This window comes from Achromobacter sp. HZ01 (assembly GCF_003267925.1).
GTDB classification, from domain to species: Bacteria; Pseudomonadota; Gammaproteobacteria; order Burkholderiales; family Burkholderiaceae_B; genus Achromobacter; species Achromobacter pulmonis_A.
Genome location: NZ_LWKV01000002.1, coordinates 857365 through 870697 on the forward strand (window position 1 = coordinate 857365; position 13333 = coordinate 870697).

Genomic DNA, 13333 nt, shown 5'->3' on the forward strand with positions numbered 1-13333 from the left:
CGCTAACCTACTGATTTGAAACTGGTTTTACCTATTTCAACCTACGCTAGAATTCGCCCCATTTCCCTGTAGAAACACTGTAAATCACCGACTCAAAATCCCCCGCCGCAAGGCGTGCCGGCTCCATTCCGGCCCCACCACCAAAATACAGTCTGAAGTAGACTCCAATCCCCGCAGAAGTCAACACTCTGCGGTTTTTTTTCGTCCCTGGCGCAATGCCAAACGGTGAAAGCCCTGACAACATGCCTCGCCGATTCATCGACGACCAATGAGAGGCAAGACGGTCACGGCCGTTCCAGAATGCGAGGTCCCGGACCTTCCGCCCCCAGTGCATCCTGAGGATTACGCAAGGGACATTCTTCCAGCGACAGGCAACCGCAGCCGATACAGCTATCCAGTTCGTCACGAAGCCGCGTCAGCTTCTTGATGCGTTCGTCCAGACTCGCGTGCCAGTGCGAGGACAACTCCCGCCATTGGTCAGCCGTGAGCTTGCTTCCCGCCGGGAAGCGACCAAGGGCCTCCTTGATTTCCTCCAGTGGAATGCCCGTGCGTTGAGCCACCTTGATCACTGCGATATGGCGCAATACGACTGAAGCGAAGCGACGCTGGTTGCCGGCGTTGCGCGTGCTTGTGATCAGCCCTTTCGTCTCATAGAAATGAATCGTGGAAACCGGCACGCCGGCACGATGAGCCACCTCCCCGACCGTGAGTAAGCGAGAAAAATCGATCGGTTTCTTTACGTTCACGGCTTGACCTCAAGTTTGCTTGAGGTTTTATAGTCCGCGTCGCCCATCCTGGCAAGCTCATCCGATTCTTCTGCAGTGAACACGCATGCAACTCTTTATTTTCAAAATATTGGACAGCCGTTGGCTGTGGATCTTCGCGCGCATTCTGCTGGCGGCAGTATTCATTTCATCCGGGTTAAGCAAGTTGCTTGATTTCCAAGGGGGGCAAGCTGAGATGCGCGCGGCCGGGTTGCAGCCGGATTGGCTGTTCAACATAGCAACCATCTCGGTATTGCTGGGCGGCTCGGTACTACTGTTGATCGACCGTGCGCTATGGCTGGGAGCCGGGGCGCTGATCGTGTTTCTCCTGCTCACCATTTTGGTCGTGCATCGCTTTTGGGCCCTCGATGAGCCCGCGGCGACGCAAGCCATGTACTGGGCCTTTGAGCACATATCGCTTGCCGGAGGGTTGCTGGCGGCTGCGATTGCCAGCCGCTCCCGCAGGCGCCTGCATACGGCGCTGGAACTCTATTACGGCGCGAGGTCGCGTTGAAGCAGAGGCAGCCAGAAGGCGGGCAATTCTGATTGCAACTACAGCATTGACCGCCACGGTCGGCTGGGCGCGGGTCATGTCCGCCCCCACCAGGATTGTTGCCATCAAGGCAACACGATGATCCCCCACCCAGGCCTTCTGCCACTTCCCTCCCCGCCCTACGATGCGTCCGTAGTCAACCAATCGAGGGAATCACCATGAGTCAACGTCTGAATGCCTATGCGCAATCGCCCGAGTTGTTCAAGAAGTTCGTCGAGTTCGGCCTGCTCTTGAAATCCGGTGCGATCGAGCAGTCGATCCTGTCCCTGGTGGAGATCCGCGCCTCGCAGATCAACGGCTGCGCGTTCTGCCTGGATATGCACGTGAAAGAGGCCAAGATTCGCGGCGAGCGCGAGTTGCGGCTGCACCATGTGGCGATCTGGCGGGAATCCACCGAGTTTTCGCCGCGCGAGCGTGCCTGCCTGGCCTGGACCGAGGCGCTGACGACGCTGGGCGCCCATGGAGTGCCCGACGAGGTTTACGAGCGTGTGCGCACGCAGTTGTCTGAAAAGGAGATCTCCGACCTGAGCTTCGCGGTCATGGCGATCAATGGCTGGAACCGCCTGAATGTGGGTTTCCGGACGGTGCCCGGTTCGGCGGACAAGGCATACGGCCTGGACAAGGCCAAGTTCAACTGAGGAGCCATCATGAAGATCCTGGTTATTGGCGGGACGGGCCTGATCGGTTCCAAGCTCGTGAAACTGCTCGACGAGCGCGGGCACGAGGCGATTGCCGCGTCGCCCGCGACCGGCGTCAACACGGTTACGGGCGAAGGCCTGGACGCGGCGCTGGCGGGCGTGGATACGGTGGTCGACGTTGCGAATTCGCCGTCGTTCGAAGACCGCGCCGTGCTGGAGTTCTTCCAGGCCTCGGGGCGCAACCTGATGGCGGCGGAGGCCCGCGCCGGCGTGCGGCATCACGTCGCGCTGTCGGTGGTGGGCACGCAGCGCCTGGCGGAAAGCGGTTACTTCCGCGGCAAGATCGCGCAGGAAGCGCTGATCGCGGCGGCCGGTATTCCCTACACCATCGTGCACAGCACCCAGTTCTTCGAGTTCCTGGGCGGCATTGTGCAGTCGGGCACGGAGGGCTCGACGGTGCGGCTGTCGCCGGCCTTCGTGCAACCCATCGCGTCCGATGACGTGGCGCTGGCCATGGCCGACGCCACGCTGGCGCCGCCGGTGAACGGCATCGTGGAGATCGCCGGACCGGAGCGGGTGCGCCTGGCCGAGCTGGCGCAGCGCTACATGGCCAGAACGGGCGACACGCGCAGCGTGCGGGCGGACGCCGACGCGCGGTATTTTGGCGCGCTGCTGGATGACGATACGCTGGTGCCGGGACCCGGACCGCGGCTGGGCAGGATCGATTTCGAAACCTGGTTCAGCCGTGCGGGCGCAGGCAGGTAGCGGCGGGCGCAAGGACCTTTATGGGCAAGCTGCGGCCGCCTCCCCCAAGTCTCCTCGTGAAGTACCGGGGCGCGGATTTCCAGCCTCTGTACACGACCAGCGTGACGGTGCGCGGCGGGGAGGCGGCGCACGGCCGGGCCTCGGGCATGGCGATTTCGGACGACGGCGAGCTGATCGTGGAGCTGCGCCTGCCGGTGGAGCTGGGCGGCACGGGCGGGGGCACGAATCCGGAGCAGTTGTTCGCCGCCGGCTATGCCGCGTGCTTCCACGGCGCGCTCAGCATGCTGGCGGAGCGCGCCGGCGTGGCCATCCCGGACGCGTCGGTGACGGCCACGGTCTCGTTCGGCCGCGACCCGGTGGACGGCTTGTTCGCGCTGTCCGCGGATATCAACATCCACCTGCCGGGCGTGCCTACGCCGGTGGCGCAGGAGTTGGTGCGCAATACGGAGCGCCTGTGTCCTTATGCCAAGATGGCGCAGGGCGGAATCGCCAGCGTCGTGGCGCTGAGCCAATAGCGGTCAGGCCTGTTTCAACAGCAGGCTGTCGATGGTTTGCAGGTCGAGCGCGCGTATGCGTTCGGTCATGAAGTCGATGAACACCCGCATGCGCGCCGGCAGATGCTGGCGGCTGAGAAAGCACAGGTAGTGCCCCCGGTCGTCGGGCGCGTATTGCGGCAGGCACTGGACCAGGGTGCCGGCGCGCAGATGTTCGCATACCTGGTAGCCGGCCATCTGGGCCAGGCCGTGGCCGTCGAGCACTGCCTGCAGGACGAGATCGGCATCGTTGAAGGTGAGCATGGCGGGCGGCGCGAACTTGCGCAGCTGGCCGCCGACCTTGAATTCCCATTCGTATACGCGGCCCGACGCCAGCAGGAAATTGACGCAGCCGTGGTCCGGGAGCGCTTCCACGCTGTCCGGCAGCCCGTATCTGGCGGCATAGGCGGGCGAGGCGCACAGCATCATCTGCATCGGAATCACTTTCTTGGCGATCACCTGGCTGTCTTCCATGCGGCCGTTGCGGAACGACACATCGACACGGTCCGTGGTGAAGTCGGTCGGGCCGTCATCCAGCAGCAGCTCCACGGATATGTTGGGGTTGGCCTGGCGGAAGTCTCTCAGCAGCGGGGCGACGACCTTGCGGCCGAAGCCCACGGTGGAGCAGACACGCAACTGGCCGGTGGGCGGGCCTACACGCAGGTCGCGCATGTCGTCCAGGGCCTGGATGATGCGTGCGACGCCAGGATGGCACTGGTCATAGAAGCGCTTGCCTTCCACGGTCAGCGAGGTGCTGCGCGTGGTGCGCACGAAGAGCCGGGTGCCGAGCTGGTCTTCGAGCTTCTGCACGCTGCGGCTGACCGCCGAGCGGCCGATGCCGAGCCTGTCGCCGGCCTTGGCGAAATTGCCTTCGGCGGCGACGGCCATGAAGGCCACGACGCCTGCGTAACTGGTCGCGAAACTATCGGCCAGGGAGTCGGGACCGTTTGCGCGAGGGGAAACCGGGGGAGCGGGAATGGGAGTGGGCATGGTGGCGGCGCCGCGAGTGGGTTGTTCCTAGCTCCTAAGACGTTGGACTCCCGGATTTTGTGACGCGGGCCCGAAAAAAAACCGGCCAGCTCCCGGCACATGACGCCGGGGACTGGCCGGGATGGGTGTTATCGCCGTCCCTTATTCGATGGGGATCAGGGCGGGCGCGCCCTTGTTCTTGATCAGCACGACCACGAACCTGGCGGGCTCGGTCTGGCTGGCGTTGCGGCCCACGGTGTGGATGTCGTCAGGTCCTTCGTAGAAGGTCTGCCCCGGGGTCAGGGTCACTTCCTTGCCGCCCTTGACCTGCATGACGACGCTGCCTTCGAGCACGTATACGAAGGCCGAGACGTCGTGGCGATGCAAGGGGTCGGCCGCGCCGGGCGGGTAGTCGACGAGGAGCATCAGGGCATTCTTGCCGGGAATGTCCGGCAGGTCCTTGCTCATCAGTTCGGTGACGACGGGATCGGCCGGCTTGCCGGCGGGCGTGGCATGGTGCGAAGCCGCATAAGCGGGCCGGCCCAGCAGCGCGCCGGCGGCGATCAAGGGCAAAGCGAGTTTGGTGAGTGTCGACATGGCCTGTCCTGGTCGGAATGGAGACTGGTCCATGTTAGGAGCGGCCGCGGCGGCGCGGTAGGCGCGCGCGAGGGATCACCATGTTGCCTGCCGCGCACCAAAACCGATACGGGGAACGCGTCAGCGCTGCGCCAGGGCCGCCGCGATGCGCGCGAGCTTGTCCGGATTGCGCTGCACCAGTACCCGGGTCAGGCGCCTGCCGTCTGTTTCGTAGGACTGCACGGATTCGAGTTCGCCGTCGATGAAACGCAGCAGCGTCCATTGCCCGTTGACCTGGATCACCTCGGTGCTGAGCGCGTCGCGGTAGCGGCGTTTGCCGGCGTAGAACAGCTGGGCCAGCCGCTTGCCGCCCACCAGGCTGGCGAAACTCGTGGCCTTGCCGCCGCCGTCGCCGATGAGTTCGGCGTCGTCGCTCAATAGCGCGTGCAGGCCGTGGAAATCGCTGCGCTGCATCGCATCGGCGAAGGCCAGCAGCAGCCGTTGCAGCGTGGCGCGCGGCACGGCCTCGCGCGGGGCGCCCTGGCGCAATTGCAGCCTGGCCCGCCTCACCAGCTGGCGGACCGCGGCCTGGGATTTGCCCAGGGTTTCGGCGATGTCCTCGTATTCCGCGTCGAACACCTCGCGCATCAGGAAAGCCGCGCGGGCGTCGGGCGTCAGGCGCTCCAGCATGAACAGAAAGGCCACGGACACGTCGTCGGCAAGTTCGTGGATCTGTTCGGGCGTGGACGGAGCCGCCATCAGCATCGGCTCCGGCAGCCAGACGCCGACGTAGTTCTCGCGTTCGGCCTTGGCGGCGCGCAGGCGGTCGATGGACAAGCGCGTCGTGACGGTGACGAGCCAGGCCTCGGGGTTGTCCAACGCGGCGTGGTCGGCGCCATGCCAGCGCAGCCATGCGTCCTGCACCACGTCTTCGGCTTCGGCCACCGAGCCCAGCATGCGATAGGCGATCGCATACAGGCGAGGACGATGGCGGTCGAACAGGGTCACGGAGCCGGTCATGGAATAGGCCAACGCCAGCAGGCTAGGGAGCAGGAGGCAGGCTATTTTGCCGCAGCGGTCCGGGCGCGACAAGATCATTTCCCAGTTGGCGCTTTGACGCGCATTGGTGCGCGTCGCACAACAGCGTGCTTCCGGCTGCGTGCCTACCGCGCGGGAAACCCCGCACCTACCATGCCCTCACCGCTTCCTCACGCAACACATCTTCCTGGAGATATCGCCATGTTCGCCATAGAAAACACCGAATCCATCGACCTGGTTCCTTCGCGCTACGCGCTGCAGATCGGCGACATCGACGCGCTGGTCGTCAGCGACGGCGTGCTGCCGCTGCCGACCGCGACGATGGCCACCAATGCCGCCCCTTCCGACCTGGCGGCCTGGCTGGAGCATATGTTCATGCCTCCCGATGCCTTCGACTGGCCGCTGAACGTGATGGTGGCCCGCAGCGGCGATCAAACCATTCTTATCGATGCGGGGCTGGGCGGACAATTTGCAGGCTTTCCGCGCGCCGGGCAGTTTCCGCAGCGGCTGGAATCCGCCGGCATCGCGCTGGAATCCGTGACCGACGTGATCGTCACGCACATGCATATGGACCACGTGGGCGGACTGCTGGTGCCCGGCGTCAAGGAACGGCTGCGTCCGGACGTGCGCATCCACGTGTCCGCCACCGAAGTGGCATTCTGGACCTCGCCGGACTTCTCACACACCGTCATGCCCAAGCCAGTGCCCGCGGTGCTCAAGTCCACCGCCACCAGCTTCTACAACGAATACCGCGATCGACTGCGCCTTTTCGAAGACCGGCATGAGGTCGCGCCGGGCGTCATCGTCCGCCTCACCGGCGGACACACGCCGGGGCACAGCGTGGTCGACCTGATCTCCGGCGGCGAACGGCTGACCTTTGCCGGCGACGCCATCTTCCCCGTCGGGTTCGACCATCCCGAATGGCACAACGGCTTCGAACACGACCCCGAGGAATCGGCGCGCGTGCGCATCGGCCTGTTCCAGGAGCTGGCGCAGAACCGCGGGCTGCTGGTCGCCGCGCATCTGCCGTTCCCCTCCGTGGGCCGGGTCGCGGTCGACGGCGATGCGTTTCGCTGGGTGCCGGTCATCTGGGATTTCTGACCGCGTTTATTCAGGCGCGCGCGACGCGGCCGGCATCGTGCAGGCCCGAGGGACCAGGGTTCGCCGCCCATACTCCGCGATGAGGGGATAATACGCACCCCGCCACATTACCGAGGCGGGGCTGCAAACGCTTATTCACTCATTTACGGAGGAACCTCACTTTGCCTAGCGCCATGAAAATCGTTGCCATGAGCGGTCTTGCACTTGCCCTCGCGGCGTGCGGTAGCGCCAAGGACGCCAACAAGAGCAACTTTGGCAAGGCCGTTCAGGCCTATCTGGATACGCAGAAGGGCCTGTGCGCCGCCATCCCCGGCAAGGGCATGCCGTTCACCGTGAGCAAGCAGGAACTGTTCGGCCAGCAGAACCTGGTGCGCGCCGACGCGCTGGTCGATGCCGGGTTGCTGACCAAGCGCGACACCGAGGTCAAGGCGATGTTCGGCAACAAGATGGAGCCGGCCACGGAATATCAGATCACCGACATGGGCAAGAAGTACCTGGTGACCGAAGGCGCCAACACCATGGGGCGGCACGATGCGTTCTGCACCGGCAAGTACTCGGACGTGGAGATCCAGAACTTCACCGAGCCGAGCGACATGATGGGCATGAAGGTGTCGCGCGTGAATTTCCGCTACAAGGTGAAGGACGCGGCCGACTGGACCAAGACGGAAAGCGTGCGCGCGGCCTACAAGAATATTGCGGATCAAACGCAAGGCGATATCGAGGGCAAGGCCGCTCTCGTCCTGACCAATGACGGTTGGATGCACGAGCGGTTGTTCAAGGGTTGAAGCGTTGAATCGGCGTGCGCCGCATCTCTTTCGATGAGGCCCATCCTTTTGCACGCCGTCTCCGGCCTGGAACCGGTCTGAAAAAAACCGGCCAGGCCCATTGCCCGTTCGCGGGGGACATACATTGGCGCCACGCCCACCTGGCCGGCAACGAACTTTGCAGAGTTGCCGGCCATCAGGTGGCGGTTGACCAATCTAACCCCACGTACCGCGAATGGCAGGCGCGAACACTCATATCGGGTGCGGCCTGAACCGCTATGGCGGTCAGCGACAGGAGCAGTTCAAGTGTCCGATATTCGTTCGCCCGGGCGCCGCCCAGCCTGCGGCGGTTGCCGGTTTGTGTGCAGAAGAAAGCGTCGCGAGTATTGCCGGAGAGTCAGACATAAGCGGCTGCGCTTATGTGCGCCGCCGAGGATAGGCGATCGCCATGGATGCCCCGGACGGAGTCGGAGAGGCCTTCGGCATCTAGGCCGGCGCTGCACGCCATCGCACTGACGACGCGCTTGCCCTCGAACAGAGCCACCTCCAGGTGGCTCTATCGTTTCTGCGCAGAGATTAATTAGCGCTGATATTCGCCGCCTTCACCACCTTGCCCCAGCGGTCCAGTTCTTCCTTGGTGTAGGCGCCCAGTTCCTTCGGGTCCATGTAGCGGGCTTCGGCGCCCTGCTCGGCTGCCTTTTGGCGGAAGGCCTCGGTGGCCATGATTTTCTTGATTTCGCCGGACAGTTTGTCGACGACGGCGGGCGGGGTGCCGGCCGGCGCGTACATGGCGAACCAGGAGGAGACGATGAGGTCGGGGTAGCCGGCTTCGGCGGCGGTGGGCACGTCGGGCAGGCTGGGCAGGCGCTTGTCGCCGGTGACGGCCAGGGCGCGCAGCTTGCCGGCGGCGATGTGGCCCAGCAGCGGCGGCGGCGTGGTGATGGTGAGGTCGACGGCGCCGCCGAGCAGGTCGTTCAGGGCCGGGCCGGTTCCCTTGTAGGGGATGTGGGTGATCTGGATGCCGGCCATCTGGTTGAGCAGTTCGGTCGCGACCTGCTGCAGCGAGCCGTTGCCCGAGGAGGCGTAGTTGAGTTTGCCGGGGTTGGCCTTGGCGTAGTCGACCAGGTCCTTCAGGGTCTTGATGGGCAGGTCGGGGCGCACGACGATGACCTGCGGGGCCGAGAGCACGTTGGCGACAGGCGCGAAGTCCTTGATGGGGTCCCAGCCCACGTTGGGCGAGACGTGCGGGGTGATGGCCTGGAAGCCCGAGTATTGCAGCAGCAGGGTGTAGCCGTCGGGCTGGGCGCGGGCGACCATCTGGCCGGCGATGCCGCCGGAGGCGCCGGGCTTGTTGTCGACGACGACGGTCTGGCCCAGGGCCTGGCCCAGCGGCTGGGCGATGAGGCGGGCGGCGATGTCGGTGGTGCCGCCGGGCGCGGCGGAGACGATGAGCGAGATGGGGCGCTCGGGATAGCCGGCGGCGTAAGCGGCGGAAGCGCCGAGGACGGCGGCGGTGGCTAGCGCTGCGCTTAGCAGACGGTGCTTGGCAAGGTGCATGGTGAGTCTCCTGTTTGTTATGGATGTGTGGATGGCCGCAGGCTCAGGCGGCGGGGAAGCGTTCGGCCAGCCAGGCCGGCGGCTGATGGGTGGCCAGGCGCGGGCCGGCCGTGAGCAAGGGGTTGGTCAGGGCGCGCTGCACCAGGCCGGGCAGGCCGCGCACGATGTCGAGCAGCGGGGCCAGCTCGACGCCGGTGGCCACGCCCATGCAGTCGAACATGTGCACGAGCTCTTCGGTGTTGACGTTGCCGCTGGCGCCGGGCGCGTAGGGACAGCCGCCCAGGCCGCCGGCGGCGGCGTCGTAGCGGGTGACGCCGGTCTGCCAGGCGGCGATGGCGTTGGCCAGGGCCATGCCGCGGGTGTTGTGCAGGTGGACGGTGAGCGCGGTGCGCGGCAGTTCGCGCTGGAAGGTCTCGCACAGCTGCGCGACCTGGGTCGGGTAGGCCATGCCGGTGGTGTCGCACAGGGTGAGGCCCTGGGCGCCGGCGTCGGCCAATTGCCGCGCAAGCCGCATGACGTCGGCGGCGGGCACGTCGCCGTCGAAGGGGCAGCCGAAGGCGGTGGACAGCGATACGTTGCAGGGCACGCCGGCGTCGCCGGCGCGGCGCAGAATGGCGGCCAGTTCGTCGAAGGACTGGGCGCGCGTCATGCGCAGGTTGGCGCGGTTGTGGGTTTCGCTGCAGGACATGACGAGGTTCATTTCGTCGGTGCCGCATTCCAGCGCGCGTTCCAGGCCGCGGATGTTGGGGATGAGCGCGGTGTAGACGACGCCGGGCCGGCGCGCGATGCGGCGCATGACGTCCTGGGCGTCGGCCAGAGCCGGGATGGCCTTGGGCGAGGTGAAGCTGGTGACTTCGATGCGGGCGAAGCCGCAGGCGGACAGGGCGTCGACGAAGGCGACCTTGTCGTCGGTGGCGACCAGGGCGCGTTCGATCTGCAGGCCGTCGCGCGGGCCGACTTCGTTGATTTCGATGCGTTGCGGGCCGTTCATGCAATCACTCCCCGGGCGCGCAGGCCGGCGCGCTGCTGGTCGTCGAGGCCGGCGGCCTGCAGCACGGCGTCGGTGTGTTCGCCCAGTTGCGGGGCGCGTTCGCGGATGGCGCCGGGGTTGTCCGACAGGCACGGGAAGACGGCGGGCATTTCGACGTCGATGCCGCTGGCGGCGCGCAGGCTGGCGATGGCGCCGCGGGCGCGGTAGTGCGGGTCTTGCGCGATGTCGGCGACGCTGTAGATGCGCCCCGCCGGCACGCCGGCCTCGCGCATGGCGTCGAGCACGCCGTCGATGTCGCGCTGGGCGGTCCAGGCGCCGATGGCGGCGTCCAGTTCGTGGGCGCGGCGCGCGCGTCCGTCGTTGTGGGCGAGGTCCGGGTCGGCGCCGAGGTCGGCGCGCCCGATGCGCTGCATGAGGCGCTGGAAGATGGCGTCGCCGTTGCCGGCGATGAGCACGTAGCCGTCGCGGCAGGGATAGGCGTTGGACGGCGCGATGCCGGGCAGCGCGGCGCCGGCGGGTTCGCGCACCGCGCCGAAGACGGAGTACTCCGGCAGCAGGCTTTCGCTGAGGTTGAAGATGCTCTCGTAGAGGGCCGCGTCGATGACCTGGCCCTGGCCGCCGCGCGCGTCGCGCTGGTACAGCGCCAGCAGCACGCCCATGGCGCCGTGCAGGCCGGCGATGGTGTCGCCCAGCGAGAGGCCGGCGCGCACCGGGGCGCGGCCCGGCTCGCCGTTGAGGTAGCGCAGTCCGGCCATGGCCTCGCCGATGGCGGCGAAGCCCGGCTCCTGGGCCTTGGGGCCGGTCTGGCCGTAGCCGGAGATGCGCAGCATGATGAGGCGCGGATTGAGCGCGTGCAGCGTCTCCCACGACAGGCCCCATTTCTCCATGGTGCCGGGGCGGAAGTTCTCGATCAGCACGTCGGCCTGGGCGGCCAGCTGGCGCACCAGGTCCTGGCCTTCGGGCTGACGCAGGTCGACGCAGACCGATTGCTTGTTGCGCGACTGCGCTTCCCACCAGACCGAGGTGCCCTCATGCAGCAGGCGCCATTTGCGCAGCGGATCGCCCTGCCCCGGCGGCTCGATCTTGATGACCTGCGCGCCGAAGTCGGCCAGGGTCTTGGCGGCGAAAGGCCCCGCGATCAGTTGCCCGAGTTCCAGCACCCGTATGCCGGCCAGTATCTGCCCCGCCATGTCGTCTCCGTGTCTGTGGCTTGATGTGGAGAGGCAGTTTGCGGGCAATCGCCGCCAGGCGGGTATGGGCGAATGGGCAAGGGGGTTTTCGCGGATGGAGAAAGGGCCGCGGCCTCAGCCCGTCTGCCGGGCCAGGCTGGCGACCAGCAGGCGCGCGGCCACGGGCAGGCTGTCCGGGTCGCGCACGCCCAGCAGCAGGCGGCGGCGCGACCATTCGTCGGTCAGCGCGATGAGTTGCAGCTGCATGGAGCGCGCATGCGGTTCGGCGGCGATGCGCGGCAGGATACCGATGCCGCCAGTGGCCGCCACCATGCGGCAGATGGCGTCGAAGCTGCGCACCTGGATGCGCAGGCGGATGGTTTTTTCGAGGCGCGCGCTTTCGTCGGCCAGGCGGGTGGCCAGCGAGGTGGCCGGCGGCAGCCCGACGTAGTCGTAGTCCAGGGTGTCGGCGAACGCCACCTGGGCGTGCGCGGCCAGCGGGTGGCGCGGCGGCGTGATGAGGACGAGTTCGTCCAGCCGGTACGGCACGGTGGTCAGGCCGGCGGCGGGCGTGCGGTCGGCGAAGATGCCGACGTCGGCGCGGTTCTCGGCCACGGCGGTGACGATGTCGCTGCTGTTCTGCTCTTCGAGCTGGATGCGCACGGCCGGATGGCGCTGCATGAAGGCGGCCAGGTCTTCGGGCAGGAACTGGGTCAGCGAGGAGGTGTTGGCGGCGATTCGTACCTGGCCGCGCACGCCCTGGGCGAAGTCGGACAGCACGCCGGCCATCTGCTCGACTTCCTGCAGCACGCGCTGCGCGTGCGCCAGGCAGGTCTGGCCGGCGTCGGTCAGTTCGACGCCGGCCGCGGTGCGGTACAGCAGCGGCGTGCCAAGGGCGTTTTCCAGGTCGGAAATGCGCTTGCTGGCCGCGCCCACCGCCAGGTGCGACTGGCGCGCGCCGGCCGAGATGCTGCCCTGGCGCGCCACGGCGACGAACAGGGCCAGCGTGACCAGGTCGAAGCGGGCTGGATTCATGGTGTGGGCCGTTGAGAGTCAGGCGGCCCGATTTTATAGAAAACTAGCCGGCAAAGCCTCCGGCGGCCAGAAAGGCGCGCTCGGGCGCGGTGGTTTCGCGCAGCAGCAGCGGGTTGCGGTGGGGAAACTTGCCGAAGCGCCGGATGATCTCGCGGTGTCCTTCCGCATGGGACCGGGCGGCCGCGCCCAGCCGGGCGTTGAGATCGACCGACAGTTCCTGGTCGGCCAGGTTTTCCGAATGCGCGAACGGCAGGCAGAAGAACAGCTGCAGGGCCGGCTCGGCCTGTTCCATGTGCCCGCGGGCGATGGCCTGGCGCGCGACGCGCAGCGCCAGGCCGTCGGTGGCGTACATGTGGGCGGTGCCGCGAAACGCATTGCGCGGGAACTGGTCCAGCAGGATCAGCAGCGCCAGCGAGCCGTGGGCGTCGCGGCTCCAGTGTTCGCATTGGCCGCGCGCGGCGGCCAGGTGCAGGTCCAGGAAACGCGCGCGGAAGGTCCGGTCGAATTCGGGATTCTTGTCGAACCAGTGGCCCGCGCGCCCTGCTTCGCGCCAGAAATCCACCACATCGCGGATTCGCCGGCTGTCGGCGTCTGTCATGGTTCAGCCCCGCGACAACTGCCACGCCGCGGCGACGGCCAGCGCGGCGGGCACCGCGAACACGATCAGCAGGATGGGCAGCTCCTGGCGCACGCTATAGCCGGCGTGCGCCACGCCCACCCACATGTTGACCAGCGCCACCGCCAGCCAGGCCGGCACGAAGGCCTTGGCGGCCAGCGCCATCCCGGCGGCGCTGGCGCCCCAGAGCCAGCCGAACAGCACGAAGACGGCAAGCAGCGCTACGCCGCCCAGGATGACCGCTGCCATGTGCATGGACGCTCT

General features: G+C 66.8%; 16 protein-coding genes. 6 read left to right on the plus strand and 10 right to left on the minus strand.

Annotated elements, in window-relative coordinates:
• Positions 1-284 precede the first annotated feature (284 nt).
• Complete coding sequence (gene soxR, locus A6B37_RS12940; RefSeq protein WP_111825979.1) at positions 285-746, minus strand: redox-sensitive transcriptional activator SoxR; 462 nt, start codon at positions 744-746, stop codon at positions 285-287.
• A gap of 85 nt (positions 747-831) precedes the next feature.
• Between soxR and A6B37_RS12945 the strand changes: the two genes are divergently transcribed.
• The 4 genes from A6B37_RS12945 to A6B37_RS12960 all read left to right on the plus strand — a co-directional run bounded on the left by A6B37_RS12945 (position 832) and on the right by A6B37_RS12960 (position 3235).
• On the plus strand, positions 832-1278 hold the full coding sequence (locus A6B37_RS12945; protein WP_111825980.1) for a DoxX family protein: 447 nt from the start codon (positions 832-834) through the stop codon (positions 1276-1278).
• Between the two features lie 197 nt (positions 1279-1475).
• Positions 1476-1955, plus strand: coding sequence for a carboxymuconolactone decarboxylase family protein (locus A6B37_RS12950; RefSeq protein WP_111825981.1), 480 nt, complete (start codon positions 1476-1478; stop codon positions 1953-1955).
• A 9-nt stretch (positions 1956-1964) separates the two neighbouring features.
• Positions 1965-2720, plus strand: a complete 756-nt coding sequence (locus tag A6B37_RS12955; RefSeq protein WP_111825982.1) for an SDR family oxidoreductase — start codon at positions 1965-1967, stop codon at positions 2718-2720.
• A gap of 20 nt (positions 2721-2740) precedes the next feature.
• Positions 2741-3235, plus strand: a complete 495-nt coding sequence (locus A6B37_RS12960) for an Ohr family peroxiredoxin (protein ID WP_102773412.1) — start codon at positions 2741-2743, stop codon at positions 3233-3235.
• A gap of 3 nt (positions 3236-3238) precedes the next feature.
• Here the strand turns inward: A6B37_RS12960 and A6B37_RS12965 are convergent, their stop codons facing one another.
• The 3 genes from A6B37_RS12965 to A6B37_RS12975 form a co-directional block, all read right to left on the minus strand.
• Entirely contained in the window at positions 3239-4243 is a 1005-nt protein-coding gene (locus A6B37_RS12965) for a LysR family transcriptional regulator (protein ID WP_102773411.1), read from the minus strand.
• 141 nt (positions 4244-4384) lie between these two features.
• Positions 4385-4819 (minus strand): cupin domain-containing protein, encoded by a 435-nt coding sequence (locus A6B37_RS12970; protein WP_111825983.1) that lies wholly within the window; start codon positions 4817-4819, stop codon positions 4385-4387.
• 120 nt (positions 4820-4939) lie between these two features.
• Positions 4940-5818, minus strand: coding sequence for an RNA polymerase sigma-70 factor (locus A6B37_RS12975; protein ID WP_111826337.1), 879 nt, complete (start codon positions 5816-5818; stop codon positions 4940-4942).
• Positions 5819-6037: 219 nt separating this feature from the next.
• Here A6B37_RS12975 and A6B37_RS12980 point away from each other — a divergent pair, with 219 nt between their 5' ends.
• Together A6B37_RS12980 and A6B37_RS12985 are read left to right on the plus strand one after the other, a co-directional pair.
• The gene (locus A6B37_RS12980; protein WP_111825984.1) at positions 6038-6937 is read left to right on the plus strand and encodes an MBL fold metallo-hydrolase; all 900 of its coding nucleotides are present in this window, start codon (positions 6038-6040) and stop codon (positions 6935-6937) included.
• A 188-nt stretch (positions 6938-7125) separates the two neighbouring features.
• Entirely contained in the window at positions 7126-7722 is a 597-nt protein-coding gene (locus tag A6B37_RS12985; RefSeq protein ID WP_246842467.1) for a hypothetical protein, read from the plus strand.
• Positions 7723-8277: 555 nt separating this feature from the next.
• Here the strand turns inward: A6B37_RS12985 and A6B37_RS12990 are convergent.
• From A6B37_RS12990 to A6B37_RS13015, 6 genes are all read right to left on the minus strand, one after another.
• Positions 8278-9258: a tripartite tricarboxylate transporter substrate binding protein gene (locus A6B37_RS12990; protein ID WP_111825986.1), complete on the minus strand. Its 981-nt coding sequence runs from the start codon at positions 9256-9258 to the stop codon at positions 8278-8280.
• Positions 9259-9301: 43 nt separating this feature from the next.
• On the minus strand, positions 9302-10249 hold the full coding sequence (locus A6B37_RS12995) for a hydroxymethylglutaryl-CoA lyase (RefSeq protein WP_111825987.1): 948 nt from the start codon (positions 10247-10249) through the stop codon (positions 9302-9304).
• Positions 10246-11439 (minus strand): CoA transferase, encoded by a 1194-nt coding sequence (locus tag A6B37_RS13000; RefSeq protein WP_168202189.1) that lies wholly within the window; start codon positions 11437-11439, stop codon positions 10246-10248. The genes A6B37_RS12995 and A6B37_RS13000 overlap by 4 nt, the downstream gene beginning before the upstream one ends.
• Positions 11440-11553: 114 nt before the next feature.
• Positions 11554-12453 carry a LysR substrate-binding domain-containing protein gene (locus A6B37_RS13005; RefSeq protein WP_111825989.1) on the minus strand — a complete coding sequence of 300 codons (900 nt, stop codon included), beginning with the start codon at positions 12451-12453 and terminating at the stop codon, positions 11554-11556.
• A gap of 43 nt (positions 12454-12496) precedes the next feature.
• Entirely contained in the window at positions 12497-13051 is a 555-nt protein-coding gene (locus tag A6B37_RS13010) for a DUF924 family protein (protein WP_111825990.1), read from the minus strand.
• Between the two features lie 3 nt (positions 13052-13054).
• Positions 13055-13324, minus strand: a complete 270-nt coding sequence (locus tag A6B37_RS13015) for a hypothetical protein (RefSeq protein WP_102773403.1) — start codon at positions 13322-13324, stop codon at positions 13055-13057.
• Positions 13325-13333: the final 9 nt, after the last annotated feature.

Coding starts and splice junctions, on each gene's coding strand:
- A6B37_RS13015 (WP_102773403.1), bottom strand. CDS start 13,324: ATGCACATGGCAGCGGTCATCCTGGGCGGCGTAGCGCTGCTTGCCGTC.
- A6B37_RS12980 (WP_111825984.1), top strand. CDS start 6,038: ATGTTCGCCATAGAAAACACCGAATCCATCGACCTGGTTCCTTCGCGC.
- A6B37_RS13010 (WP_111825990.1), bottom strand. CDS start 13,051: ATGACAGACGCCGACAGCCGGCGAATCCGCGATGTGGTGGATTTCTGG.
- A6B37_RS12960 (WP_102773412.1), top strand. CDS start 2,741: ATGGGCAAGCTGCGGCCGCCTCCCCCAAGTCTCCTCGTGAAGTACCGG.
- A6B37_RS12995 (WP_111825987.1), bottom strand. CDS start 10,249: ATGAACGGCCCGCAACGCATCGAAATCAACGAAGTCGGCCCGCGCGAC.
- A6B37_RS12965 (WP_102773411.1), bottom strand. CDS start 4,243: ATGCCCACTCCCATTCCCGCTCCCCCGGTTTCCCCTCGCGCAAACGGT.
- A6B37_RS12985 (WP_246842467.1), top strand. CDS start 7,126: ATGAGCGGTCTTGCACTTGCCCTCGCGGCGTGCGGTAGCGCCAAGGAC.
- A6B37_RS12970 (WP_111825983.1), bottom strand. CDS start 4,819: ATGTCGACACTCACCAAACTCGCTTTGCCCTTGATCGCCGCCGGCGCG.
- A6B37_RS12955 (WP_111825982.1), top strand. CDS start 1,965: ATGAAGATCCTGGTTATTGGCGGGACGGGCCTGATCGGTTCCAAGCTC.
- A6B37_RS12975 (WP_111826337.1), bottom strand. CDS start 5,818: ATGACCGGCTCCGTGACCCTGTTCGACCGCCATCGTCCTCGCCTGTAT.
- A6B37_RS12990 (WP_111825986.1), bottom strand. CDS start 9,258: ATGCACCTTGCCAAGCACCGTCTGCTAAGCGCAGCGCTAGCCACCGCC.
- A6B37_RS12950 (WP_111825981.1), top strand. CDS start 1,476: ATGAGTCAACGTCTGAATGCCTATGCGCAATCGCCCGAGTTGTTCAAG.
- A6B37_RS13005 (WP_111825989.1), bottom strand. CDS start 12,453: ATGAATCCAGCCCGCTTCGACCTGGTCACGCTGGCCCTGTTCGTCGCC.
- A6B37_RS12945 (WP_111825980.1), top strand. CDS start 832: ATGCAACTCTTTATTTTCAAAATATTGGACAGCCGTTGGCTGTGGATC.
- A6B37_RS13000 (WP_168202189.1), bottom strand. CDS start 11,439: ATGGCGGGGCAGATACTGGCCGGCATACGGGTGCTGGAACTCGGGCAA.